Raw genomic sequence first — 24,349 nt, forward strand, 5'->3', positions numbered from 1 at the left:
ATGTCCCAATCGTCCATTTCCGCAGCCTCTTCGGCCAGCGCCGGCCGTCGTGGCAGCGCCGCCTCGCGGCGCATCCTGATCGGCCTCGGCTGGCTGATCTTCGCCCTGTTCCTGCTGCTGCCGCTGTTCATCGTGGTGTCCCAGGGGCTCAAGCTCGGGCTCGGCGCATTCTTCGCCGCGATCTTCGAGCCGGACGCGCTGTCGGCCCTGAAGCTGACGGTGATCGCCGTGCTGATCTCGGTGCCGCTGAACCTGGTGTTCGGCGTCAGCGCCGCCTGGTGCGTGAGCAAATACAACTTCCGCGGCAAGAGCATCCTGGTGACTCTGATCGACCTTCCGTTCTCGGTGTCGCCGGTGATCGCCGGCCTGGTCTACGTGCTGATGTTCGGCGCCCAGGGCCTGTTCGGGCCTTGGCTGCAGGATCACGATATCCAGATCGTGTTCGCCCTGCCGGGCATCGTCCTGGCGACCATCTTCGTCACCGTTCCCTTCGTCGCCCGGGAGCTGATCCCGCTGATGCAGGAGCAGGGCACCCAGGAAGAGGAAGCCGCGCGGCTGCTGGGGGCCAACGGCTGGCAGATGTTCTGGCATGTGACCGTGCCGAACATCAAGTGGGGCCTGATCTACGGCGTGGTGCTCTGCACCGCGCGGGCCATGGGGGAATTCGGCGCGGTGTCGGTGGTTTCCGGGCACATTCGCGGGGTAACCAACACCCTGCCGCTGCACGTCGAGATCCTCTACAACGAATACAACCACGTCGCCGCGTTCGCCGTCGCGAGCCTGTTGCTGATCCTGGCGCTCTTCATCCTGCTGCTCAAGCAGTGGAGCGAAAACCGAATCAACCGCCTGCGCGCCAGCGCCGCGGAGGAATGAATCATGTCGATCGAAGTCCGTAACGTCAGCAAGAACTTCAATGCCTTCAAGGCCCTGAACAGCATCAACCTGGATATCCAGAGCGGCGAGCTGGTGGCGCTGCTGGGCCCGTCCGGCTGCGGCAAGACCACCCTGCTGCGGATCATCGCCGGCCTGGAAACCCCGGACGCCGGCAGTATCGTGTTCCACGGCGAGGACGTCTCCGGCCACGACGTGCGCGATCGCAACGTCGGTTTCGTGTTCCAGCACTACGCGCTGTTCCGCCACATGAGCGTGTTCGACAATGTCGCCTTCGGCCTGCGCATGAAGCCGAAAAACCAGCGCCCGAGCGAAAGCAAGATCGCCGAGAAGGTCCATGAGCTGTTGAACATGGTGCAGCTGGACTGGCTCGCCGACCGTTACCCGGAGCAACTGTCCGGTGGCCAGCGCCAGCGGATCGCCCTGGCCCGCGCCCTGGCGGTGGAGCCCAAGGTGCTGCTGCTGGACGAACCCTTCGGCGCCCTGGACGCCAAGGTGCGCAAGGAGCTGCGGCGCTGGCTGGCGCGGCTGCACGAAGACATCAACCTGACCTCGGTATTCGTTACCCACGACCAGGAGGAAGCCATGGAAGTGGCGGACCGTATCGTGGTGATGAACAAGGGCGTGATCGAGCAGATCGGTTCGCCGGGCGAGGTGTACGAGAACCCGGCCAGCGACTTCGTCTACCACTTCCTCGGCGACTCCAACCGCCTGCACCTGGGCGAGGACCACCATGTGCTGTTCCGTCCGCACGAAGTGTCGCTGTCGCGCTCCGAACTGGCCGACCACCACGCCGCCGAAGTGCGTGATATCCGTCCGCTGGGCGCCACCACCCGAGTGACCTTGAAGGTCGAAGGGCAGAGCGAACTGATCGAGGCCGAAGTGGTGAAAGACCATGACAGCCTGGTCGGGCTGGCCAAGGGCGAGACGCTGTTCTTCAAGCCCAAGGTCTGGCAGAAAGTCGCCAATATCTAAAAGGCAAAAGCATCGCGGGCAAGCCTCGCTCCTACAGAAAAAACAGGAGCGAGGCTTGCCCGCGATTGCGATCTACACCGCCGAGCGTTTCGGATTGACCCGCACCCCTCCCGCTCGCGCCTCGATCTCATGCTTGAGCGCCTGGCGCAGCCCCAGCAGAAACGCCAGCTCCGCCACCACGAACAACGGTCCGACGATCAGCCCCGAGACGTCATCGACAAAGGCCGGCTTGCGCCCTTCGTAGTAATGGCCGACGAACTGGATCACCCAGCCGATCACGAACATGCCCACGCCGCTGGCCAGCCAGACCAGGGTGCTTTGCTGCGCCAGTGCATGGCCGGCCCACACCGACAGCCCCATCAGCAGCGTCATCAGCAGGCCCAGGCGCAGTTCCAGGCGCAGGTAGAACCCGCATGACGCCAGCGCCAGCAACAGCGCCGGCGACAGCCACAGCCCGGCGACCGGCCAGGCGGGGCGCGACAGCAGGACCGCGACGGCCAGCACAATCAGCGGAATGCCGATAAAGTGGCTGGCGATGTTGCGCGGATCACGGTGGTAGGCGGCGTATTGACTGAGATGGTCGACGAGGCTTTTCATTGTTGTTCCTCCTGTAGGGTGATCGAATCATGCCCTGCGCCGGTTGCCGGCTCTGTCGGCCAGGCGACAATCGGCTCGCTGCCCGTGTGGATAACGCTATCGATGAAGATGCAGGTCTGGCGTGAGCGCCTGATGAGCGGCCAGTGGTTCAGCCGCTTGCCCGTTCAGTTACAGAATAGTCTGCTGGCCAATGCCCGTTTGCGCTCGCTGGCGCCGGGCCAGCGCCTGTTCCAGCGCGGCGATCCGCCCTGCGGGCTGTACGCGGTGCTGGAAGGCACGGTGCGCGTCGGCGCGGTCAGCGAGCAAGGCAAGGAGGCGCTGCTGAGTCTGGTGGAGGCGCCGCACTGGTTCGGCGAGATCAGCCTGTTCGACGGCCAGCCGCGCACCCATGACGCCTATGCCGTGGGCCCGTGCAGCCTGCTCAATGTGCCCCAGGCGGCGCTGCTCGAACTGTTGGACGAGCACCCGCAATACTGGCGGCAGCTGGCGCTGTTGATGAGCCACAAGCTGCGCCTGACCTTTATCAACCTCGAACAGCTGAGCCTGATGCCGGCCCCGGCGCGGGTGGCCAACCGCTTGTTGATGATCGCCCGCGGCTACGGCGAGACCGACACCCCGCGCCGGGTCCTGCACCTGCCCCAGGAGCAGTTGGCGCTGTTGCTGTCGCTGTCGCGCCAGACCACCAACCAGATCCTCAAGGATTTGCAGGGGCAGGGCATTCTCAAGCTCGGTTACGGCGAGATCGAGATCCTCGACGAGGACCGGTTGCGGCTGTTGGCTGGCGTTTGACTATCAGATCGCTATCGCGAGCACCGCCAGTCTCCAGCTAACGCAACCCATCGCGAAACTGCCCCGGGGTCATCCCGGTCCAGCGCTTGAACGCGCGGCTGAAGCTGCTGGCGTCGGCGAACCCCAGCAGGTAACTGATCTCGCTCAAGGAGCACTGCGGGTCGCGCAGGTGCAGCAGGGCGAGGTTCTCCCGGCATTCGTTGAGCAGGGTGTCGAAGCGGCAACCCTCGTCCGCCAGGTGCCGTTGCAGGCTGCGCAGGCTCAGGTGCAGGGCCTGGGCGACCCGTTCGGCCGAGGGTTCGCCTTCCGGCAGCTGGGACTCGATGACCCCGCGCACCTTGCGCTCCCAGGTCAAGGGTTGCAGTTGCATCAGGGTGCGCTTGAGCACCGCCTCGTTGTGTTCGGCCAGTTCCGGGTTGGCGTCGTCCAGGTGGCTGTCGAAGTCGTGCAGCCCGAACTCCAGGCGATCCTCGTCGGCGCCGAAAAACACCGGCGCGCGAAACACCGTGTGCCATTGCTTGGGGTCCGCCGGTTCGGGGCGCCGCAGGTACACCGCCAGCGGCGCGTAGTCGCGGCCCAGGCGGTTGCGGCAGGTGCGTACGTAGATCGCGACAAAGGCGTCGATGGCCTCGAACGCCGGTTCCGGGTTGCCCTCGGGGACCTTCAGGCGAAAGCGATAACGGTCCTCGGTGCGGGTCAGCTCCAGCTCCAGGGCATCGCTGACCACCTGGTGATAGCGCACGATGCGCTCGAACACTTCCCGCAGGCTGCCGCTGGCCACCAGCGCATAACCCAGGGCATGGAAGGTGGTCGGGCTGACGAAGCGCGAGACCCGCAGGCCGATGGCCGGGTCGCCGCTGGCCTGCACCGCCAGCTGCCACAGGCGGGTGGTGCCCGACAGCGGGTAGCGCGCGTTGGGGTCGTCCATCAGTTGCGGGTCGAGGCCGGCCTGGTGGCACAGGGCGGTGCTGTCGAGGCCCAGGGCATCGAGCTGCTTGCGCAGGGCGCGGGTCCAGCTGGCGAGGGAAGTGGGTTCGGTCATGGCGGTTGGCGCGTCCGGTCAACAGGTTGGCGTCCGCGGCTAGCGCCCGGCGCGCGGGCGCAGGGCAGGATGCGAACATCAATAACCAGAGGATGGAAGCATGCACGGTACTTCTGCAAGTCCCGACCGGCTGAATGCTCAGCAACGATCGGCGCATATTCGTGAGGTGGTGCTGGCCAGGGGCGTCGAGTTGCGCGAGCGCTACCCGCTGCTCAAGCATCAGGACGCGTTGGGCGCGGGCATCCTGGCCTTGGCCCTGGCCGGGATGATCGGCACGGCGGCGCTCTACATCGGCGGGTACATGGCCTGGTGGGCCTGCCTGCTGCTCAACGCATTTTTCGCCTCCTTGACCCACGAGCTGGAACACGACCTGATCCACAGCATGTATTTCCGCAAGCAGCGCGTCCCCCACAACCTGATGCTGGCGCTGGTCTGGCTGGCGCGGCCGAGCACCATCAATCCCTGGATCCGCCGCCATTTGCACCTCAATCACCACAAGGTGTCCGGCACCGAGGCCGACATGGAGGAGCGTGCCATCACCAACGGCGAGCCCTGGGGTTTCGCCCGCCTGCTGATGGTTGGCGACAATGTCATGTCGTCGTTGATCCGCACCCTGCGCGCCAGAACCTGGGCGCACAAGCTCAACATCCTCAAGCGCACCCTGAAGGTGTACGCACCGCTGGCATTGCTGCATTGGGGGGCCTGGTATGTGTTTCTCGGCTTCCACGCCGCCAATGGCGTCGCCGCGCTGCTGGGTTCGCCCATCGATTGGTCGGCCGACACCCTGGCGGTGATGCAGGTGATCGATATCGCCGTGGTGGTGATCATCGGCCCCAATGTGCTGCGCACCTTCTGCCTGCATTTCGTCAGCTCGAACATGCACTACTACGGCGACATCGAAGCGGGCAACGTGATCCAGCAGACCCAGGTGCTCAACCCCTGGTGGCTGTGGCCGTTGCAGGCGTTCTGCTTCAACTTCGGCAGCACCCACGGCATCCACCATTTCGTGGTCAAGGAACCCTTCTATATCCGCCAACTGACCGCGCCGGTGGCGCACAAGGTGATGGCCGAGATGGGCGTGCGCTTCAACGATTTCGGCACCTTCGGCCGGGCCAACCGCTTTACCCGCAAGGAGCAGGCGGCGGCGCAGGTGGTGCGGGGCGTCAGGGCGTGATGGATCGCGTTTGAGGGCCAATCGCGGGCAAGCCTCTGCTTCTGTAGGAGCGAGGCTTGCCCGCGATCACGATTACCCGGACGCCGCAATCCCCGGCGCCTCGCACAACCCTGTAGCCGCTGCCGCAGGCTGCGATAGGTCCGCAGGACCTCTGGCGATTTCAAGATCGCCACGGCCGTCCCGGCCGATCGCAGCCTTCGGCAGCGGCTACAGCCTCAATCCGGCTGGAACGGCGAGGCGCTGAGGATCACTCCGGTTTCGTCCACGTATTGCTGCCAATGGCCGATCAGCGCCTCGAGCTTGTCCGGTTCGCTCTGCGCCAGGTCGTGGATTTCCCCCGGGTCCTGGCTCAGGTCGTACAGCTGCCAGGCCGCCGGGCCCACGGGGCCGGGGATGTACACCGCTTTCCACTGGCCCTGGCGAATCGCCCGGCGGCCGAACAGTTCCCAGCCGGTGACCGTGTGTTCGTCATGCACCTGCGCGGTCTCGCCGGACAGGAAGCCCAGCCACGACTTGCCCCGCAACGGCGCCACTTCCTTGCCGCGCCAGCGCTTGCCCGGATGCCGCACCCCCGCCAGGTCGAGAATGGTCGGGGTGATGTCCATCACCGTGCCGAAGCCATGGCTGATCCGGCCCTTGAGCGACAGCTGCGGGTAATGCACCAGCGCCGGCACGCGGATCCCGCCTTCGGTGGTGAAGGCCTTGAACAGGCGCGACGGCGCGGTGGCGGTTTGCGCCCAGGCCGGGCCGTACCAGACGTAGGAGTTGGCGCGGCCGATGTTGTCCAGGCTGTTGTCGTAGTGCTGGTTGAGGTAGGTCAAAAGCTGCGGGCCGAACTTGGGGAAGGCTTCCAGCAGCGCGCCTTCGGCACCGTTGTCGGACATGAACAGGATAAAGGTGTTGTCCAGCTGGCCCTGCTTGCGCAGGTAGTCCACTACCCGGCCGATGTTCCAGTCCATGCGCTCGACCATCGCCGCGTAGACCTCCATGGCCCGCGCGGAAACCCGGTGCTGCTGCTCGCTCAAGGCCGCCCATTCGGCGCTCAGGCCCAGCAGCGGGTGCGGTTCCACATCGGCCTCGATCAGCCCCAGTTGCTTGAGCTTTTCCAGGCGCTCCAGGCGCAGCACTTCGGGGCCGGCGTCGTAGCGGCCACGGTATTTGGCGATTACTTCCTCGGGGGCCTGCAGCGGCCAGTGCGGCGCGGAGAACGGCAGGTAGGCGAAGAACGGACGGGTCTGGTCGCGCTCCTTGAGGTACTGCAGCAGCTTGTCGCCGAAGGCGTCGGAGGAATAGAAGTCCTTGGGCAACTCGTCGATGAAACGGTCGTCCTCGATGTACAGCGCCGGGGTGGATTTGAGCAGGCCCGGGGTATTTTCGTCGTAGGTCGGCTCGAAACCGTAGTGGTTGGCGGCGCCGGGCAGCAGCGAGAACGAGCGCTCGAAACCGCGGGCATGGGGCGCCAGCTCGGCGGTCAGGCCCAGGTGCCATTTGCCACTCATCAGGGTCTGGTAGCCGGCGTCGCGCAGCAGCTCGGGCAGGGCCACCACGCGGTCGTTGAGGTGACCCTCGTAGCCCGGCTTGCCGATCAGTTCCGGGGTCAGGGCTTCGGCCATGGTGCCGATGCCGGCGATATGGTGGTCGGTGCCGGTGAGCAGCATGGAGCGGGTCGGCGAGCAGGTCGGCGCGGTGTGGAAATCGGTCAGGCGCAGGCCGTTGAAAGCCAGGGCATCGAGGTTCGGCGTGGCGATTTCACCGCCGAACGCACCGAGATCGGAAAAGCCCAGGTCGTCAGCCAGGATCACCAGGAAGTTGGGACGTTGCGGCATCTATTCACTCCTTATCAGCAAGCAATAAAGGCCAGTGGCAGGTCACGGATCTGGGCGGGCAAAGGCACCTGGTAGTGATCGTCGCTGGTCAGTTCGTGGAGCAGTTCTTCGCGCAGCTGGTGGAAGTCGAAACTGCTGCGCTGGCGTGGATGGGGAAGGGCGATGTCCACCACCCGCTTGATCCGGCCGGGGCGCGGCTCCATCACCACCACGCGGTCGGCGAGGAAGATCGCTTCCTCGACGTCATGGGTGACCAGCACCGTGGTGATCCTGGCCCGCTCGCGGATCGCCAGCAGCTCATCCTGCATCTGCTGGCGGGTCAGCGCGTCGAGAGCGCCGAAGGGTTCGTCCAGCAGCAGGATGCGCGGGCTGGCCACCAGGCCGCGGGCGATGGCCACCCGTTGCGCCATGCCGCCGGAGAGCTGGTGCGGGTAGGCGCGGGTGAAATCGGTGAGGCCCACCAGTTCGATGAAGTCGGCGATGCGGGTTTGCCGTTCGCTGGCGCCCAGGGCTTCGTTGACCAGGCCCAGGCCGATGTTTTCCTCGACCGTCAGCCAGGGGAACAGGCGGTGCTCCTGGAACACGATGCCGCGTTCGCCGCCGATGCCGCTGACGGCCTTGCCGTCGACGCGGATCTCGCCGCGAAACTGCGTGTCCAGGCCGATCAGCAGGCGCAGCAGGGTGGATTTGCCGCAGCCGCTGGAGCCGACGATGGCGACGAATTCGCCCTCGGCGATCTCCAGGTTGAATTCGCGGATCGCTTCCAGTTCGCCGCCGGCGACCTCGAAGGTCTTGCCCACCTGGTTGAAGCTGACGATGGGGGAAGGTACGAGTGCGTTCATGCGTGTCTCCAGCGTGTGGCGCGGGTTTCGAGCTGTTGGCCAATGAGGTTGAGCAGGGCGCCGGTGAGGCCCACCAGGAGCATGCCGGCCAGGATCAGGTCCATGCGCAGCAGCTGCTGGGCGCCGATCATCTGGCTGGCGATGCCGCCGTTGGACGGCATGAAATATTCCGCGCCGATGGTCCCCAGCCAGGCGTAGATCAGGCTCAGGCGCAGCCCGGCGAAGATCCCCGGCGCGGCGCCCGGTAGCACCAGGCGGCGCAGGCGTTGCCAGAGGTTCAGGCGCAGCACTTGCGCCGCCTCGGTCAGTTGCGGCGACAGGTGGGCGACGCTGCGCTGGGTGGCGATAAACAGCGGGAAGAACGCGGCCAGCGCGACAAATACCCATTTCGCCAGCTCGCCGAGGCCGAACCAGGCGGTGAGCAGCGGCACCCAGGCGAAAATGGCGATCTGCCGCAGCGCCGCCAGGGTAGGGCCCAGAATCCGTTCGCTCAGGTGCGACAGGCCCAGCAGCAGGCCCAGGGCAAACCCCAGGCCGCCGCCCAGCAGCAGGCCGCCGAGGGTGCGCCGCAGGCTCAGGCCCAGGCCGCCGGACAGGCTGCCGTCGAGCAGGCCGTTCCAGGTGGTTTGCAGCACCGCCAGCGGGCTCACCAGAATGTTGGCGTCGACCCATTCCAGCTGGTTCGCCACTTGCCACAGCGCGAGCAGGAACAGCGGTAGCAGCCAGGGTTGCAGGCGTTGCCAGCCCTGGTAGCGCGGGCCGCGGCGGATCTGCGCGATGGCCGGGTGCGGCCAGTGCACCAGGGCCTTGTCCAGCAGGCCGATGCCGCGGTCCATGGCCACGCCAATCACCCCGATCACCACGATGCAGACGAAGACGATATCCAGCATGAACAGCTGGCGCGCCCAGACCATCAGGTAGCCGATGCCTTCGCTGGAAGCCAGCAGCTCCACCGCCAGCAGAGAGGTCCAGCCGGCGGCCAGGGCCAGGCGCACGCCGGCCATGAAGGCGGGCAGGGCGGCGGGCAGCACCAGCCGGCGGATCAACAGGAGCGGCGGCAGGCGCAGCACGGCGGCGGCTTCGCGCAGCTTGGGCTGGGCGTCGCGTACGCCGACCAGGGTATGCAGGGTCACGGGCACCACGATGGCCTTGACCAGGACCACCAGCTTGAGCAGTTCGCCGATGCCGAAAAACACCATGAACAGCGGGATCCAGGCCAGGGTCGGGACCTGCGCCAGGGCAGCGAAGGTCGGGAACACCAGGCGTTCCAGGCGCCGGCTGGAACCCAGTGCCGCGCCCAGCAGGGCGCCGGCGCCGATGCCCGCCAGCAGGCCCCAGGCCAGCCGTTGCAGGCTGATCGCCAGATGGCTCCACAGCTCGCCGCCGGCCAGCTCGAGCGCGCTGCTCCAGACCAGTTTTGGCGCCGGCAGGATCTGCTCGCTCATCCAGGCATTGCGGCTGGCCAGCCACCACAGGGCGAACAGGCTCAGGGGCAGCAACCAGGGCAACAGCCGCCGGTGGATACGCGGCCAGGACAGCGGCTTATCGGCGGGCGCGGCCAACGGCAAGCTGAGAAGGGAAACACGGGCCATGGACGATCTCCGTTGTCGGGTGGTTGTGCTGCATCTTTTTTGCTTCTGCTTCTTTCTTCTGTAGGAGCAGGGGGGACGCCTAGTTCTTGCCCGCGATGGCGTCCTCGAGACCACAACTGGCCTGCGGCCTATCGCGGGCAAGCCTCGCTCCTACAGAGTCGTATTTTGGTTATATAAAAAGTTATATCGATGCTATTGGGAGATAAGAGAGGCCATTTAAGGCCTCCAGGCACGCTGCATCCAATGCATTTGGAGAATATTTTCGATGCTGTCCATGCATGCGCCGCGCAGAGCCGCGTCCTGGCTGGTTTATTCGAACGAGTTATTAAAATGTGAACTTATAGTATTTAAAGCTTGGACCGCCTTGGGCCTACCTTCTGCTCCTCAATGCCCGTCGCAACCAGGAGCCACACCTATGAACCTTCCCTTCAAACGCGTCCTCAGTCTGTTCGCCGCGCCGGCCCTGGCGGGGCTTCTGGGATGCCTGCCGCTGCTGGCCCAGGCCGATGAGCTCAAGCAAATCCGCATCGCCGTGCCGGACCTCAGCGCCGGTACCCAGCACAGCGGTGGCGGGGTGACGGACGTGCTGCGTCAGCAGCAGATCTTCGAAAAGGCCTTCGCCGACCAGGGCATCAGCATCCAGTGGAACTACTTCAAGGGGGCCGGCCCGGTGATCAACGAGGCCTTCGCCAACGGTCAGGTGGACCTGGCCTACCTGGGGGACCTGGCGGCGATCATCGGCAAGTCCAACGGCCTGGATACTCGCCTGCTCAGCGCCACGGCCCGAGGGGTCAAGCAGTACCTGGGAGTGGTGCCGGGATCGGGGATCAAGACCTTGCAGGACCTCAAGGGCAAGCGGGTCGCGGTGTTCCGCGGCACGGCCACGCAGCTGTCGCTGGATGCCGCGCTGGCCAGCCAGGGGCTGAGCGAGAAGGACCTGAAGATCATCAACCTGGATTTCAACGCGGCGGTCGCGGCGCTGGCGGCGAAGCAGATCGATGCTACCTGGGGCGGTTCCAACTTGAATGCCTTGCAGGCCAAGGGCCTGGCCGAGGTGCCGCTGAACACCAAGGACCTGGGCGGCGCGGGTAGCGTGCAGGCGGTGCTGGTGGGCAGCGGCGCGTTCGTCGATGCCCATCCCGAGGTGGTGGAGAAGCTGCTCAAGGCCCAGCAGCAGGCGGTGCAGTGGCTGACCCAGGACAGCAACAAGGACGCCTATATCGAGCTGGTGTCGGGGCTGGCCAGCTACCCGCCGGCGGTGCTGCAGCAGGACTTCAAGGATCAGCGCTTCAGCGAAATCTTCCCCTCGACCCTGGACCCGGTGTTTCTCGGCAAACTGCAGGACGCGGTGGACCTGGCCGCGCAGCAGCGGCTGATCCGCAAGCCGTTCAAGGTCAGCGAATGGGTGGCGCCGCAGTTGGCGGCGGCGGGGCTTTAAGCCCGGGGTGCAGCTGAGATCGTCATCGCGGGCAAGCCTCGCTCCTACAGAAGCTCACGGTCTTCTTCTGTAGGAGCGAGGCTTGCCCGCGATGAGGCCCTTGAATCCAGCGCTGCGCTCGCTAGGACGCAATACTGACCTGCTGCCGATCCACCGCCACCAGCACTTCGATCATCTTGCGGGCCGCCGGCGACAGGCGGAATCCCGTGCGGCTGACGATGCCGCAGCGGGCGTTCATGCTCTCGATGTTCTGCGGCAGGTTGCGCCAGTGCAGCAGCGCCAGGGAACCCTGTTCGATGTCCTCGACGAAGGCCTCTTCGGTGCCCACGCCAATCGCGTCGGACTGGCGCACGATCTTCACCAGCGCCGGGAAGTGCTCGGTCTGGATGGTCGGGGAAAAGTCGATGCGCCCGCTGAGATTGGCCAGCAGTTTGCGGATCCCCGGGGGGATCAGGGTGGTGGCCAGCGGGTAGTCGAACATGTCATTGGTCGACAGGCTTTCCTTGGCCAGCAGCGGGTGCCCCGGGCGGCAGAAAAACACCCCGCGCTTGGGCGTCAGGGGCTGGGTCTGGAAGTTCGGGTCGGCCTCGAAATGGCGGATGTCGGCGATAAAGAATTCGATCTCTTCGCGGCTCAGGCTGCGGCTGAGTTTTTCCCAGTTATCCACCTCCAGGCAGATGCGCACCTTGGGGTGGATGCCGGTGAATTGCGCCACCGCGTCGGGTACCAGTTTCACCGCCGGCGCCGGGCCGCAACCGAAGCGCAGTTCGCCGGCGTCGAGCTTGGTCATCTGCGTCACTTCGCTGCTCAGCAAGGCCGCGCCCTGCACCAGGCTCAGGGCGTGCTGCAACACCACCTGGCCTTCCGGCGTGGGGCGCAAATCCTTGTTGCCACGGTCCACCAGCACGCAGCCGAACTCCTGCTCCAGGCCCTGGATACTGCGGCTGAAGGCCGGCTGGGTGATGCCCATGGCGTCGGCCGCGCGGACAAAACTGCGGTGTTCGTTGAGGGCGATGAAGTAACGCAACTGGCGAAGATCCATATGCTTTCCCGGCATCCGAAAAATAGCCCGAAGGCATTTGCGACGAGTGAGGAATGAGGTTTTAAATGCAAGCTCTTATTCCGTCAACGAAGCATGTGAATATCTATTAGATCTAAAGTGAATATAGATAGAGCGTTGTTTCGCTGCCGCTCAACCGTAAGCAGTCAGACGAGGGTCGACCCGATGAGCAATGCCGCACTAGCCGTTAAACCCGCTGTTCATGCGCTTGAGATCCACCCGGTGGCCGGCCGTATCGGCGCCGAGATCCGTGGCGTGCAACTCTCCGGCGAGCTGGACGCCGCCACGGTCGAGGCCATCCAGCAGGCGCTGGTGGACTACAAGGTGATCTTCTTCCGTGGCCAGACCCACCTCGACGACCAGAGCCAGGAAGCCTTCTCCCACCTGCTCGGCGAGCCGGTGGCGCACCCCACCGTGCCGGTGCGCGACGGCACCCGTTACCTGCTCGAACTGGACGGCGCCGAGGGCCAGCGCGCCAACTCCTGGCACACCGACGTGACCTTCGTCGATGCCTACCCGAAGGCCTCGATCCTGCGCTCGGTGGTGGCCCCGGCCTCCGGGGGCGATACGGTCTGGGCCAACACCGCCACCGCCTACAACGAACTGCCGGCGGAGCTGCGCGAGCTGGCGGACAAGCTCTGGGCGGTGCACAGCAACGAATACGATTACGCCGGGGCCAAGCCGGACGTGTCGGCGGAGAAGCTGGAGCGCTATCGCAAGGTGTTCACCTCCACCGTCTACGAGACCGAACACCCGCTGGTGCGCGTGCACCCGGTGAGCGGCGAGAAGAGCCTGGTGCTCGGGCATTTCGTCAAACGCATCAAGGGTTATAGCCAGGCCGATTCGGCGCACCTGTTCAACCTGCTGCAAAGCCATGTCACCCGCCTGGAAAACACCGTGCGCTGGCGCTGGACCGCCGGTGACGTGGCGATCTGGGACAACCGTTCGACCCAGCATTACGCGGTCGACGACTACGGCACCCAGGACCGCGTGGTACGCCGTGTGACCCTCAAGGGCGACGTGCCGGTGGGTGTGCACGGGCAGCGTAGCCAGACCATCAAGGGGCTGTGACGGAGGTCGTCGCGGCTACAGGGTGTGTGGTGGGTTTGAAATTTTTCGCGGGCAAGTCGGATCGCGATGAGGCCCTTGAAGCCAGCGCCTCACCACACCCCGATCTGCACCACCTTTTCCGCCTCCGGCTCGCCATACCGAAACCGCTGTCCACGCAGGTCGATCTCTTCGTGGCTGATGGTGGTCCGCCGTTTCAGCCCGCGCAGCCAGTCGAACAGATAGCCCAGATGCTCCTCACGCACCGCCGCATAGGCCGGGTCGGCGCCGAGGTCGTGCAGTTCCTGGGGATCCTTGTGCAGGTCGAACAGCTGTGGGCGGAAGCCGTCGTAGGCCAGGTATTTCCAGCGCTCGCTGCGCACCATGGTCATGCGGCAGCGGTCGATGGGCTGGGCCAGGCGCTCGCGGGCCGGGGCCTGGAACGCATAGTCGTATTCGCTGATGGCGTAGCGGCGCCAGTCGCCCGCCGTGCCGTGCAGCAGCGGGATCAGCGAGCGGCCTTCCAGCCGGTGTTCGGCGCCGGGCAACCCCAGGGCGTCGAGGAAGGTCGGCAGGGCGTCGATGGTTTCCACCAGGCGTTCGTCCAGCGTGCCGCGGCTGATATCCGCCGTCGCCCGTGGGTCACGCACGATCAACGGCACGCCCACTGCCGGTTCCAATAAAAACTCCTTTTCCCCCAGCCAGTGATCGCCGAGAAAATCGCCGTGGTCGCTGGTGAACACGATCAGGGTGTCGTCCCAGCGCCCGCTGCTTTGCAGGAAATCGAACAGGCGCCCGAGCTGATCGTCCACCTGCTTGATCAGGCCCATGTAGGTCGGCACCACGTTCAGGCGCACCTCGTCGCGGGAGAAACTCTGGCTCTCCTGGTGCTGGCGAAAGGCGGCGTACACCGGGTGGTCGCTGGTCTCGTCGGCGGCGGCGCGCACCGGGGCGATAACCTGCTCGGCGCTGTACAGCGCATGGTAGGGCGCCGGCGCGATGTAGGGCCAGTGCGGCTTGATATAGGACAGGTGCAGGCACCAGGGCTGCTCGCCCTGCTCTTGGATGAAGTCGAGGGCGCGGTCGGTGGTGTAGACGGTCTCCGAATGCTGTTCGGGGACGCGGGCCGGCAGGTGGGCGTTGCGCATTTTCCAGCCGCTGAGGATTTCACCCTGTTCACCTTCGGCGGCGTTGGCCCAGTCATGCCAGGGGTTGCGCCCTTCGTAGCCCTGTTCGCGCAGGTAATGGGTGTAGGGCGCCGACTCGCGTTTATCGTCGAACAGCGGGCTGTCGGGGAAGATCCCGTCGTGGCGCAGGTAGGGTTCGAAACCGACCTCGTTGAGGGCTTCGGCCTGCCGGCTCTCGGGGTCGATCGCCAGGCGCTGCAGGGCATCGAGGTTGGGCGTGGCGTGGGTCTTGCCCACCAGTGCGGTGCGGATGCCGTGGGGGCTCAGGTAGTCGCCGATGGTCAGCTCTTCCAGGGGCAGCGGTACGGCGTTCCACGCCACCTGGTGGCTGCTGACATAACGCCCGGTATAGGCCGACATCCGCGACGGCCCGCAGATGGTGCCCTGGGTGTAGGCGCGGCTGAAGCGCACGCCGGCGGCGGCCAGGCGGTCGATATTCGGCGTGTGCAGATGGGGATGGCCGTAGCACGACAGGTAATCGCGACGCAGCTGGTCGCACATGATGTACAGCACGTTGCGCACGGGTTGGACGGGGTTGGACATGGGCTTCACCGATCGAAAGACAGGTGAGGGTTTTCGCTGTCGCGGGGCGTTACGACAAGCGCATTTGGCGCATGGTTTTCATGCACGACCTGCATGGGCTACAGGTGCGGTGTTTCAGACTGCGAAGTTTTCCAGCGAACACACATCCTCATCCAGCGCGTCGGTGCGCTTGATCTCCTCGATCATCGCCTCGGCCAGCGGTGACAGCCGGTAGCCGGCGCGGTTGACGATGCCGTAGCGGGTGTACAGCTCCTCCAGGTCATCGGCCAGGCCTTCGATCTTCAGGCACACCAGCTCGCCCCGGGCGTTGTGCAGCGCATCGCTGTAGGCGCCGATGATGCCGATCGCATCCGAGCGCATCACCACGCCGAGCAGGCTGTAGCTGTTCTCGCATTCCACATTCGGGACGAAATCCGGCCGGCCGCTGAGATCGACCACCACCTTGCGCAGGTTCGGTGGGCGGATGGTCGCGGCCAGCGGGTAACTCATCAGCTCGGCGGCGGTGACGCTTTCCTGCTCGGCCAGCGGATGCCCGGCGCGGCAGCAGAAATGCCATTTGCGCGGGCGCAGGCGCTGGGTCAGGTAATCCGGGTTGGCTTCGAACTGCCGGGTGTCGGCGACGAAGAATTCGAACTCTTCGCTGAGCAGGCGATTGCCCAGGGTTTGCCAGTCATCCACCTGGAATTGCACCCGGGCCTTGGGGTAACGCCCGATAAAACTGCCGATGGCCCGCGGGATCAAGCCCGCCGCCGGCGCCGGTCCGCAACCGAAGCGCAGCTCGCCGGCCTCCAGGCCGTTGAACTGGCTGATCTCGTTGGCCAGTTGCTGCGCGCCGCTGACCAGCCGCCGCGCATGTTCGAGCAGCACCAATCCCTGTTTGGTCGGTGCCAGGTCCTTGCGCCCGCGATCGACCAGCTGGCAGCCGACGCTGTGCTCCAGGGCCTGGATGCTGCGGCTGAAGGCCGATTGCGACAGGTTCACCGCCAAGGCGGCCGCGACAAAGCTGCGCTGTTCGGCGAGGGCGATGAAGTGACGGAGCTGGCGCAGATCGATATGCATTTTTCACATTGAAAATATCGGGGAAATGCATTGGCTATGCATTAGGTCGACTCTTTATAAAGGCAATCTATTATTCCGTAAATCTTATTAAAAACATAAATAAATAACTTAAAAGAATATACGGGTCAGTCTGTTTTTTTTGCCCAGGAGCCGCCCATGAGCCCGTTGAACCTTGTCTCCCCCACTTCGCCCCGACGGCTCAAGCGCCTGCCGCTGGCCCTGCTGCTGGCCGGTAGCGCCGGCTGGTCCCACGGCTATGCCGCCGACGCCGAAACGCCCGCCGAGGCCCCGGCCAAGGCCAATGCCGCCCGGCCCGCCGCCAGCGGCCAGCTGGAAACCGTGACCGTGACCGCGCGGCGTCGCGAGGAGAGCGCCCAGGACGTACCGACGCCGATGAGCGTGATCGGTGGCCAGGCCCTGGAGAGCCAGCGGGTCTATCGCATCCAGGATCTGCAGCAGCTGGTGCCGAGCGTCAACGTCGCCTACATGCACGCGCGCCAGTCCAGCGTGTCGATCCGCGGCCTGGGCAACAACCCGGCCAGCGATGGCCTGGAAGGCAGCGTCGGGCTGTACATCGACAACGTCTACCTGGGACGGCCGGGCATGGCGGTGTTCGACCTGATGGACATCGAGCAGCTGGAAGTGCTGCGCGGTCCCCAGGGCACGCTGTTCGGCAAGAACACCACCGCCGGGGTGATCAACATCAGCACCCGCGCACCGAGCTTCACCCCCGAGCGGAGCATCGAGACCTCGGTGGGCGAGGACGGCTACTTCCAGACCAAGGGCACTATTTCCGGGCCGCTGAACGACGAGCTGGCCGGGCGTTTTTCGGCCTATCGCACCCGCAGCGACGGCGATATCAAGAACGAACACGACGGCCATGACCTCAACGGCGGCTCGCGCCAGGGCTTCCGTGGCCAGTTGCTGTTCAAGCCCAACGAGAACTTCAACCTGCGCTGGATCGGCGACTACAACGAAGAGGATTCCAGCGCCGGCACCCGGGTGCTGTACAGCACCGGGCCGACCATCAATGGCGTCAACCAGTATCAGTCGCGGGCCACCGCGGCCGGCGCCACCCTGGTCGACGGCACACACCGCAAGGTCAACCTGGACAACGACCAGCATGTCACGGTGTTCCAGGGCGGCACCTCGCTGGAGGCCAACTGGACCCTGCCCAGCGACTTCACCCTGACCTCGGTCAGCTCCTACCGCTGGTGGGATTTCACCCCGCGCAACGACGACGGCCTCAATGTGCCGGCCAGCTACAACGCCGGGGTTTCGGTGGAGGATAAGCAGTGGTCCCAGGAGTTCCGCCTGGCGTCACCGACCGGCGGTTTCTTCGATTACGTGCTCGGCGCCTACTACTTCGGCTCCGACCTCGATAACAGATCCTTCGCCTATTACGGACCCAAGGCGGACATCTGGAACGGCACGCCCACCGGCGCCCTGAACAACGTCACCAGCATCGGCAACGGGCATATCCGCACCGACAGCTTTGCGCTGTTCGCCCAGGGCACCTGGCACCTCACCGAGCGCCTGGATTTCACCGCCGGCCTGCGCGGTACCTATGAAGAGAAAAGCGCCTGGGTGACCCGTAACGCGCCAGTGGGTGGCGCCGCAGTGACCGGTGCCGCGGCCACCGCGCGGCGCGGGCGGGCCGGGGCCTACGACTCCGGCGACCTCAACCAGTACAGCACCAGCCCCTCGGGCCTGCTCAACCTCAGCTACCGCTTCACCGATGATTTGCTGGGCTACGCCACCCTGTCCCACGGCGAGAAGTCCGGCGGGGTCAACCTCGCGGTCGGCTCGGCGCCCACTGCTGGCGCCGACTCGCTGCTGATCGGCACCGAGCGCGCCAACAACGCCGAGCTGGGCTTCAAGAGCACCCTGTGGGACAAGCGCCTGCAACTCAACGCCAACCTGTTCTGGACCCAGGTCAACGGCTACCAGACCAACGCCTACGACGCCAACAACCGTGTGCAATACCTGACCAACGCCGGCTCGGTGCGCTCACGGGGCGTGGAAATCGAAAGCACGCTGGTCCCCATCCGTGGCCTGACCCTCAACCTCAACGGCTCCTACAACGACGTGCGTTACCTGTCCTACAAGGACGCGCCATGCCCGCCCGAAGTCAGCCTGCGCCCGGGCGCCCCGGCCTCCTGCGACCTCAGCGGGCACCAGGTGGTCGGCGCCTCGAAATGGATCGGCAACGCCAACGGCGAATACAAATGGAACCTGGACAACGGCCTCGAACCCTACGTCACCGGCAGCTACGCCTTCCGCTCCAAAGCCGTCGGCACCGTCGAGGATTCCGACTACGGCCAGATCCCCAGCTACGCGGTGGTCAACCTCTCCACCGGCCTGCGTGGCAACTACGAGCAGGGACAGTGGGACGTGTCGCTGTGGCTGAAAAACGCCTTCGACAAGACCTACTACACCACGCTGTGGTCGGGCGGGAATGGCGGCTATGAAGGTCTGCTCGGCACGCCACGGACCCTTGGCGTGACCGGCCGCTACGACTTCTAACCGGATAACCCGTGCTTCTGCAGGAGCGAGGCTTGCCCGCGATGCAGGCGCCGCGGTGTGCCAGGGCTGACGCTATCGCGAGCCATCGAGCGTCTACCGGCCGCTCCTACAAGAAGTCGGTTCATTTGCTTTCAAGCAGGGTGACTCTGTAATCGCGCTGTACTCAGTCGTGGAAGTTCGGGGGCGGCGGCCCCTGTTCCACCAGCAAGGTTCCACTGTGCCGTTCTGGCAATCCTCGTTTTGAGAGAATGTCTGCAGTAGAAACAACATCTGTTTTTGTTGTGTGGGTGTTGTCACTGACGGGTGACTGAGTGTTTGGTTAACTAAGCTTCCAGCATTGAATATTCGCTTTTTTCATCAGTTGGCTGATTAACTGCTCTGATATATCAATTTCTGGATGATCTGAGTCATCGTCTACAGGGGTGACAAGTAAGTTGAACTCATCAGAGGGGGCGTCGCGTAGATCATCCTCAGGGAGTGGAGTTCCTAACAGTGCATATTTAAGATTTGGTGTACTGGCTAGAAAAGCGGGGAACTCCTCATACATGCCTTCTTTGTCTTTCTCAAAGGTGACGCCGAGAATATCACCGATGACAGTGGCCGTATTTTCCAGTGAACCGACTGGGGTTAAACCAATATCTGCAAACTCTCTATAGACTACGGTTTTCATGCTGTTTTCCTTGCTTAATAAAAAATAATTGAAAGTCGCCTTTTTCCTGGAGTCTTTCAATTTCCTTGTGAGTGAATATACGGAAGGTAAAACGTTCATCTCTAAGTCCAGAGAACTCTAAACGCTGTCTTAGGGCTTTATCAATTTCTTTTTGGATTTCTGAAACTTTGACAATACGATTGCCACTTCTAAATGGGTGCCGTTTAGCAAAGTTTGCAGCAAGCTCGTCACTCACTATGAAGGCATCAACATCAAAGTCTGATGGGTTAAATGGGGCATTAAATTTATGTGGCCCCTTTCTTCCTCGAGCCAAACTACCACGGAACCCAACTAATGAGTATCCATCAAGCTGGTTTATTGCTTTTATATGAGGTTGAACAACGTCCGCTAAAGCCTCAATTATTTCCGCACGTTTGCCGTTCAGCGTGGAAGATAGGGGGATGACTTTACCTACGAGGCCCGGGAGGACTTTTTTGGTTGTGAACCCTGTTAAACTCATCAACCCCAATGGATCCACCCATCCCGTAGGGCTAGGTACGTATTGATAGCTATTAAGCCCCCCCGCCAGCTTGATCGGATCCGGTGTTAAAAAGCGGCCGATACCCGGGTTGTAGTAACGATGCCGGTTGTAGTGCAGCCCGGTTTCCGCATCGAAGTACTGCCCCTGGAACCGTAACGGATTGTCGATTTCCTCAATGTCCAGCACAGCCAGGTTGCCATAGGCCCGATACCTGGCCGACCACATGATTTCCCCGCTGTAGTCCGTCAGTTCCTGTGGCGTGCCGAGGTGGTCGAGTTGGTAGTAAAAGGGTTCGGCCTTGAGTGGGCCTTCGCCGTCGAGCATGGCCAACGGGCGGAAGGTGTCAGGTTCATAGAGGTAGCTGCGGTAGCGATTTTCGGCGCTTTCGGCGATCAGCCGTTCGCCTTGCCACAAGAATTCAGTGGTGCGGCCGTCGACCGTTTTGGCGATGCGCCGGCCAAAGGCATCGTACTGGTAGGTCGCGGTACTGCCCCCGGGGAGGCTGACACCGATCAGCCGATGCTGGCAGTCGTAGCGGTATTCGGTGATCAGTTTCTGTCCGGTGCCGCGCCGTTCGCGGCTGAGGTTGCCAAAGGCGTCATAGTCGAAGTGCCTATCGCCCTGCATCAGCAGGCGGTTGCCTTTGATATTGGCTTGATCGGTGACGGGGTGATCGCCGCCGCCCAGTAGGTTGCCGGCGGGATCGTGGGCGAAGCTTTCCGGGGTGTTGCCGCGTACGTGAATCAGACGGTCGAGCGGGTCGTACTGGTAACGGTGCTTGCCTTTGCGGCTGTCATCGATGCCTGCGAGGTTGCCGTTGGCGTCGTAGGAATAGCGGCGTTTCAACAAGTTTTGGTTTTGCTGGCTGACGTTATGGGCCAGCAGGCGCCCCTGGTCGTCGTACTGGTAGTGGCTGAGCAGCAGCCCTTGCTGGCGTTGCTGTTCAAGGCCGGCGCTGTACTGGTGACGGGTCAGGCGTGAGCCGTTGAGGTCGATGCCGCTCAGTTGGCCCCCAGGTTGGTAGTGGTAGTCGAGCCGGCTGCCGTCCGGCAGGCGGTAGCGGCTGAGCTGGCCCAGCGTGTCGTACTGGTAGCGCAGGGTGCCCCAGCCCTGGTGTTCGGCGATCAGCCGGTCCTGCAGGTCGTATTCGTAGGCCAGCGGCCAGTGACCGTCGTCGACCCCGACCAGGCGGCCCAGGGTGTCATAGCTGTAGTGAACCTTTTCGCCGTCGGCCAGGGTTTTCACCAGCAGCCGGCCGGCGGCGTCGCGTTGGTACTCGGTGACCAGCTCGCTGCCGTCGTCGCCGAATTCGGTTTTCTTCAGCAGGTTGCCGTTGAGGTCATAGGCATAGGCGGTACGGCGCCCGTCGAAGCTGGTTTCCTGCTGGAGCAGGCCGTTGGGGTAGTAGTCCAGGCGATACTGCTCGCCGCGTTCATTTTCGATTTCGGTCAGCCACAGGCGAGCGCTGTCGTATCGATAATTGCGCTGGCTGCCATCGGCGTTGATGCGTCGACTGACCAGGTGCAGCCCGTCGGCGTATTCGTAGTGGGTGATGCGCCCCAGCTCATCGCGCTCGCCGGTGACTTTGCCGTAGGCGTTGTAGCTGAAGGCGCGGGTGGCGCCGCCGGGCAGTGTGATCAGGCTGAGGCGGTTGGCGGCGTCCCATTGGTACTGGGTGATGGCGCCGCGTTCATCCTGGCGGGTGATCTGCCGGCCGAGGGCATCGTAGCGGTATTTACGCTGGCCACCGTCAGGCAACTGTTCTTCCAGCAGTTGGCCAAGATTGTTCCAGCCCAGCCGGTGTTGGCTCTCGTCGGGATAACGGATCTCCAGCAGGCGGCCCTGGCGATCGTAGCTGTAGCGGGTGGTGTGGCCGTCAGGGTCGGTCTGGCGGGTGATATCGCCTTGAGCGTTGTACTCATACGCCCAGCTTGCCTGGCCACAATGTATCTCGCTGACCAGCCCGTTTTCGTACTCGTAGGTGATGGGCTCGTCTTCAGGAGCAATCACCGCGATCTGCTGGCCGGCCTCGTCGTAGTGGTATTCGGTGATGGCGCCCAGCGGGTCCTGTTCGGCAATCAACCGGCCCTTGTCGTCATAGGCCTTGAGGTGCTCGGCGCCGGTGGGGTCGACTTTGCGAATCAGCCGGGCCTGACCGTCATGGGTGTAGGTCTCTTCGCTCCCATCGGCATAGACGACCGTGACGCCGCCCTGGTCATCCCAGACGTAACGCTGGCTTACCTGGGCGAAGCTGGCCCAGTGTCGAACGCAGCGGGAGTGCTTGCCCTGGCGTTCCCATTCCCAATAGAAACTCGCCCCGCCCGCCAGTTGCCGCTCGAGAATGACGTGCTGCTCGTTATAGAGGTAATGCTCGGCTTCGCCTGCCGCGTTCCTGGCCTCCACCAAGCGATGTTGCGCATCGTAGCGGTAGCTGACCAGGGTCTTGAGCGTGCTCCAGCTGTCTTCCAGGGTGTCCGCGGGGAGGAACTGTTGGTAGTCGACGGCGACGATATGGGTGCGGTCATAACGCAGTAGCAGGGCGCGGCCGGCGCCATTGTCGAGGCGTTTGATGCGGCCCTGGATATCACGGGTGATATGCAGGCGGTTGTCATAGGCATCGCTGATGGCGACCAGCGTCGCACCCTGACTGTTGTAGCGAAAGTGAAAGAGCTGCACTGTCTCGCCGGCCTGGCTCAGGATCAGCTCGGCGGGGTCGTCGCCGCGAAAGATCGCCGCCCGTGACAGCGTATTGGTAATGGCCGGGCATTGCTTGTCGGGTAGGGGAAAGGTAGTCGAGCGGTTTTCGTGGTCGGTCCAGACGACGCTGTCACCGTGGATTTCCAACCGTTGGGCGAGGGCGTGGCTCCAGCCATGGCCCAGGCCGCAGTCGATTTCGGCGGCACTGGTGCGATACAGGCGGGTCCACTTGAAGGGCAGCAAGCCATCCAGTTCGCCGTCGGTCAGCGTCAGCAGTTCTTCGCCGGTCACCATGGACACCGGGCAACCGTTGGTGCAGGTATTACTGGCGGCGTCGTTGATTTGCTGATCGGGTGTGGTGGCCGGGCTGGAAGCGTCGGGCAGCACTGACGGGCTGTTTAGTCGACTGTTGCGCTTGCCATCGAAGTAGAGTTTTACCAGGCCGTTCTTGGCCAGCGTCGTTACACCGCGTGCGGCTACGGTCGTGTATTGCGCCAGCTGCTCGATATAGGAATCGGTGGTTGCACAAACGGCGGCAAGAAAGTCATTCACCGCATTGAAGTCGCCTCTGGCGTTCAGTCGGCGGTTCAGGTAGCTATCCCCGAGCCCGCTGGACGCAATGTTCAGCACGACGGCCAGCACCATGTCGATCAAGGCCGAGATGATGTTGGAAGAGATCGTGAGGGCCGTCGTATGGGTGTACTGGGTGGGTGGCAGTGCGCTAAGCCAGATCGAGGCGCTGCGTACCAGCAGGAACAGGGCGGCTTCATCGCTGGCCAGTAGCATCGCCCGCTTCATGGCGTCGGGCCTGGTTTCTGCCAGCTTCGTCAGTGATTGCGCCTCATCTTCCAGCCGTATGGAATGCCCTTTGGGATCTTTCAGGATGTTGAGGATCCACCTGATTCGGCGCCAGACGCCGTTGATGGTTTCCCTGTCCCCGGCAAAGATTCCCATTTGTGCTGGGTGCAGCCATGTATAGACCGACTGTTTTGGCCACTGCGGTTTGAAGCCGGCCCACTCTTCACGTAGCCAGCTTTCCAGTGCGTTGCCAAGCTTGTCATAGACCTTAAACAGGGCATCGACGTCTGCCGGCGTCACGTCGTTGTGCACGCGTATCTTGTAGTACTCGCCGGGTGTTCCCTGGAAACGTCCCTTGCCCTCTTCATCAAGCGTCAGCGTGGCCTGTGTAACTCCCAAGAGAGAAACCACCTCGACCTGGATGCCTCCAAGAGGAATGTCATAGGTCGATTTCAGTTTGCTCTCGATCAGCAGAGGTTCCTCGAGTGGGCATCGAGCAATGTAAAGGAGCGGACTTTCAAAGTCTGTTAGGCGGCTGCCGCTGTATCCGATCACGGCCTCCATGGCCAGCAGGGAAGGCCTGCTCCTTTTGAAGAGAAGGTCTTGCGAGGCTTGGGCATACCAGTCTCTGAGCTGCTCGTGATAACGCGTCAGGCTGTTCTTGAACGTATCCAGTTGCTGTTCGATTACGGCAATGCGATCCATCACGTTGCTCCAGAGTCAGGGGGTCAGGCGGCATCTCATGCGGCACACCCGCAGGGCTTTCGATGGCGCTCCAGGGCGCGCCTGGCGAGGCGTCTGCCGCGCTCGCGGTCAAGCGGGGAATCGGCAGAAGGCACAGCGCCCTGGGGCGACAGACACTGAAGGGAGGCCTTTGCAGGCGGGGTGACAAGCCAGGTTGACGACCTGCGACCGCTGCTGTGAGCCGGCGGGTGCAGGGGCAACGGGTGCCTTTGCCGGGCGTGAGGGTTCGCCAGAGGGTCTGTAAGCCAGGCAACGCAAGCCCGGCGGGATGCCTTGAACATTCCTTGTCCCTCGCGCAATGCCACGCAAACTCCTACACCGTAATGCATTAA

At 63.7% G+C, this 24,349-nt stretch carries 17 protein-coding genes; 7 read left to right on the plus strand and 10 right to left on the minus strand.

From position 1 onward, the window contains the following. Window positions 1-873: a sulfate ABC transporter permease subunit CysW gene (gene cysW / locus H0I86_RS01085; protein ID WP_180923547.1), complete on the plus strand. Its 873-nt coding sequence runs from the start codon at window positions 1-3 to the stop codon at window positions 871-873. Window positions 874-876: 3 nt separating this feature from the next. Then, window positions 877-1,866, plus strand: coding sequence for a sulfate/molybdate ABC transporter ATP-binding protein (locus H0I86_RS01090; RefSeq protein WP_007921524.1), 990 nt, complete (start codon window positions 877-879; stop codon window positions 1,864-1,866). Between the two features lie 72 nt (window positions 1,867-1,938). On the opposite strand, the gene H0I86_RS01095 is transcribed toward H0I86_RS01090, so the two are convergent. After that, entirely contained in the window at window positions 1,939-2,463 is a 525-nt protein-coding gene (locus tag H0I86_RS01095; protein ID WP_180923548.1) for an Mpo1 family 2-hydroxy fatty acid dioxygenase, read from the minus strand. A 102-nt stretch (window positions 2,464-2,565) separates the two neighbouring features. Here H0I86_RS01095 and H0I86_RS01100 point away from each other — a divergent pair, with 102 nt between their 5' ends. Continuing rightward, complete coding sequence (locus H0I86_RS01100; protein ID WP_180923549.1) at window positions 2,566-3,252, plus strand: Crp/Fnr family transcriptional regulator; 687 nt, start codon at window positions 2,566-2,568, stop codon at window positions 3,250-3,252. A gap of 37 nt (window positions 3,253-3,289) precedes the next feature. Here H0I86_RS01100 and H0I86_RS01105 read toward each other — a convergent pair whose 3' ends face one another. Further along, on the minus strand, window positions 3,290-4,294 hold the full coding sequence (locus H0I86_RS01105; RefSeq protein WP_038583092.1) for an AraC family transcriptional regulator: 1,005 nt from the start codon (window positions 4,292-4,294) through the stop codon (window positions 3,290-3,292). A gap of 100 nt (window positions 4,295-4,394) precedes the next feature. Between H0I86_RS01105 and H0I86_RS01110 the strand changes: the two genes are divergently transcribed. Next, entirely contained in the window at window positions 4,395-5,468 is a 1,074-nt protein-coding gene (locus tag H0I86_RS01110; protein ID WP_180923550.1) for a fatty acid desaturase, read from the plus strand. A 215-nt stretch (window positions 5,469-5,683) separates the two neighbouring features. Here the strand turns inward: H0I86_RS01110 and H0I86_RS01115 are convergent, their stop codons facing one another. Genes H0I86_RS01115 through H0I86_RS01125 form a run of 3 tightly spaced genes read right to left on the minus strand, consistent with a single transcriptional unit; the run spans window position 5,684 to window position 9,728 of the window. Beyond that, on the minus strand, window positions 5,684-7,294 hold the full coding sequence (locus H0I86_RS01115; RefSeq protein WP_180923551.1) for an arylsulfatase: 1,611 nt from the start codon (window positions 7,292-7,294) through the stop codon (window positions 5,684-5,686). Window positions 7,295-7,308: 14 nt separating this feature from the next. Beyond that, window positions 7,309-8,136 (minus strand): ABC transporter ATP-binding protein, encoded by an 828-nt coding sequence (locus tag H0I86_RS01120; RefSeq protein WP_180923552.1) that lies wholly within the window; start codon window positions 8,134-8,136, stop codon window positions 7,309-7,311. Continuing rightward, window positions 8,133-9,728, minus strand: coding sequence for an ABC transporter permease (locus H0I86_RS01125; RefSeq protein WP_180923553.1), 1,596 nt, complete (start codon window positions 9,726-9,728; stop codon window positions 8,133-8,135). The genes H0I86_RS01120 and H0I86_RS01125 overlap by 4 nt, the downstream gene beginning before the upstream one ends. A gap of 415 nt (window positions 9,729-10,143) precedes the next feature. On the opposite strand from H0I86_RS01125, the gene H0I86_RS01130 reads away from it, so the two are divergent. Further along, window positions 10,144-11,166: an ABC transporter substrate-binding protein gene (locus tag H0I86_RS01130; protein WP_180923554.1), complete on the plus strand. Its 1,023-nt coding sequence runs from the start codon at window positions 10,144-10,146 to the stop codon at window positions 11,164-11,166. A gap of 121 nt (window positions 11,167-11,287) precedes the next feature. Here the strand turns inward: H0I86_RS01130 and H0I86_RS01135 are convergent, their stop codons facing one another. Then, window positions 11,288-12,208, minus strand: coding sequence for a LysR family transcriptional regulator (locus H0I86_RS01135; protein WP_063427753.1), 921 nt, complete (start codon window positions 12,206-12,208; stop codon window positions 11,288-11,290). 183 nt (window positions 12,209-12,391) lie between these two features. Here H0I86_RS01135 and H0I86_RS01140 point away from each other — a divergent pair, with 183 nt between their 5' ends. Then, a complete protein-coding gene (locus H0I86_RS01140) occupies window positions 12,392-13,297 on the plus strand; it encodes a TauD/TfdA dioxygenase family protein (protein WP_028683879.1) in 906 nt (301 codons plus the stop codon). 89 nt (window positions 13,298-13,386) lie between these two features. Here H0I86_RS01140 and H0I86_RS01145 read toward each other — a convergent pair whose 3' ends face one another. Both H0I86_RS01145 and H0I86_RS01150 read right to left on the minus strand, forming a co-directional pair. Then, a complete protein-coding gene (locus H0I86_RS01145; RefSeq protein ID WP_180923555.1) occupies window positions 13,387-15,003 on the minus strand; it encodes an alkaline phosphatase family protein in 1,617 nt (538 codons plus the stop codon). A 114-nt stretch (window positions 15,004-15,117) separates the two neighbouring features. Continuing rightward, window positions 15,118-16,062 carry a LysR family transcriptional regulator gene (locus H0I86_RS01150; protein WP_180923557.1) on the minus strand — a complete coding sequence of 315 codons (945 nt, stop codon included), beginning with the start codon at window positions 16,060-16,062 and terminating at the stop codon, window positions 15,118-15,120. Window positions 16,063-16,218: 156 nt separating this feature from the next. Between H0I86_RS01150 and H0I86_RS01155 the strand changes: the two genes are divergently transcribed. Then, entirely contained in the window at window positions 16,219-18,588 is a 2,370-nt protein-coding gene (locus tag H0I86_RS01155) for a TonB-dependent receptor (protein ID WP_180923559.1), read from the plus strand. Between the two features lie 319 nt (window positions 18,589-18,907). On the opposite strand, the gene H0I86_RS01160 is transcribed toward H0I86_RS01155, so the two are convergent. Together H0I86_RS01160 and H0I86_RS01165 are read right to left on the minus strand one after the other, a co-directional pair. After that, the gene (locus H0I86_RS01160; protein ID WP_180923561.1) at window positions 18,908-19,258 is read right to left on the minus strand and encodes a hypothetical protein; all 351 of its coding nucleotides are present in this window, start codon (window positions 19,256-19,258) and stop codon (window positions 18,908-18,910) included. Next, window positions 19,239-23,978, minus strand: coding sequence for an RHS repeat-associated core domain-containing protein (locus H0I86_RS01165; RefSeq protein WP_180923563.1), 4,740 nt, complete (start codon window positions 23,976-23,978; stop codon window positions 19,239-19,241). Before H0I86_RS01165 ends, H0I86_RS01160 begins: the two co-directional genes overlap by 20 nt. Window positions 23,979-24,349 lie beyond the last annotated feature (371 nt).

The organism is Pseudomonas chlororaphis subsp. aurantiaca, from assembly GCF_013466605.1.
GTDB lineage: Bacteria > Pseudomonadota > Gammaproteobacteria > Pseudomonadales > Pseudomonadaceae > Aquipseudomonas > Aquipseudomonas chlororaphis_I.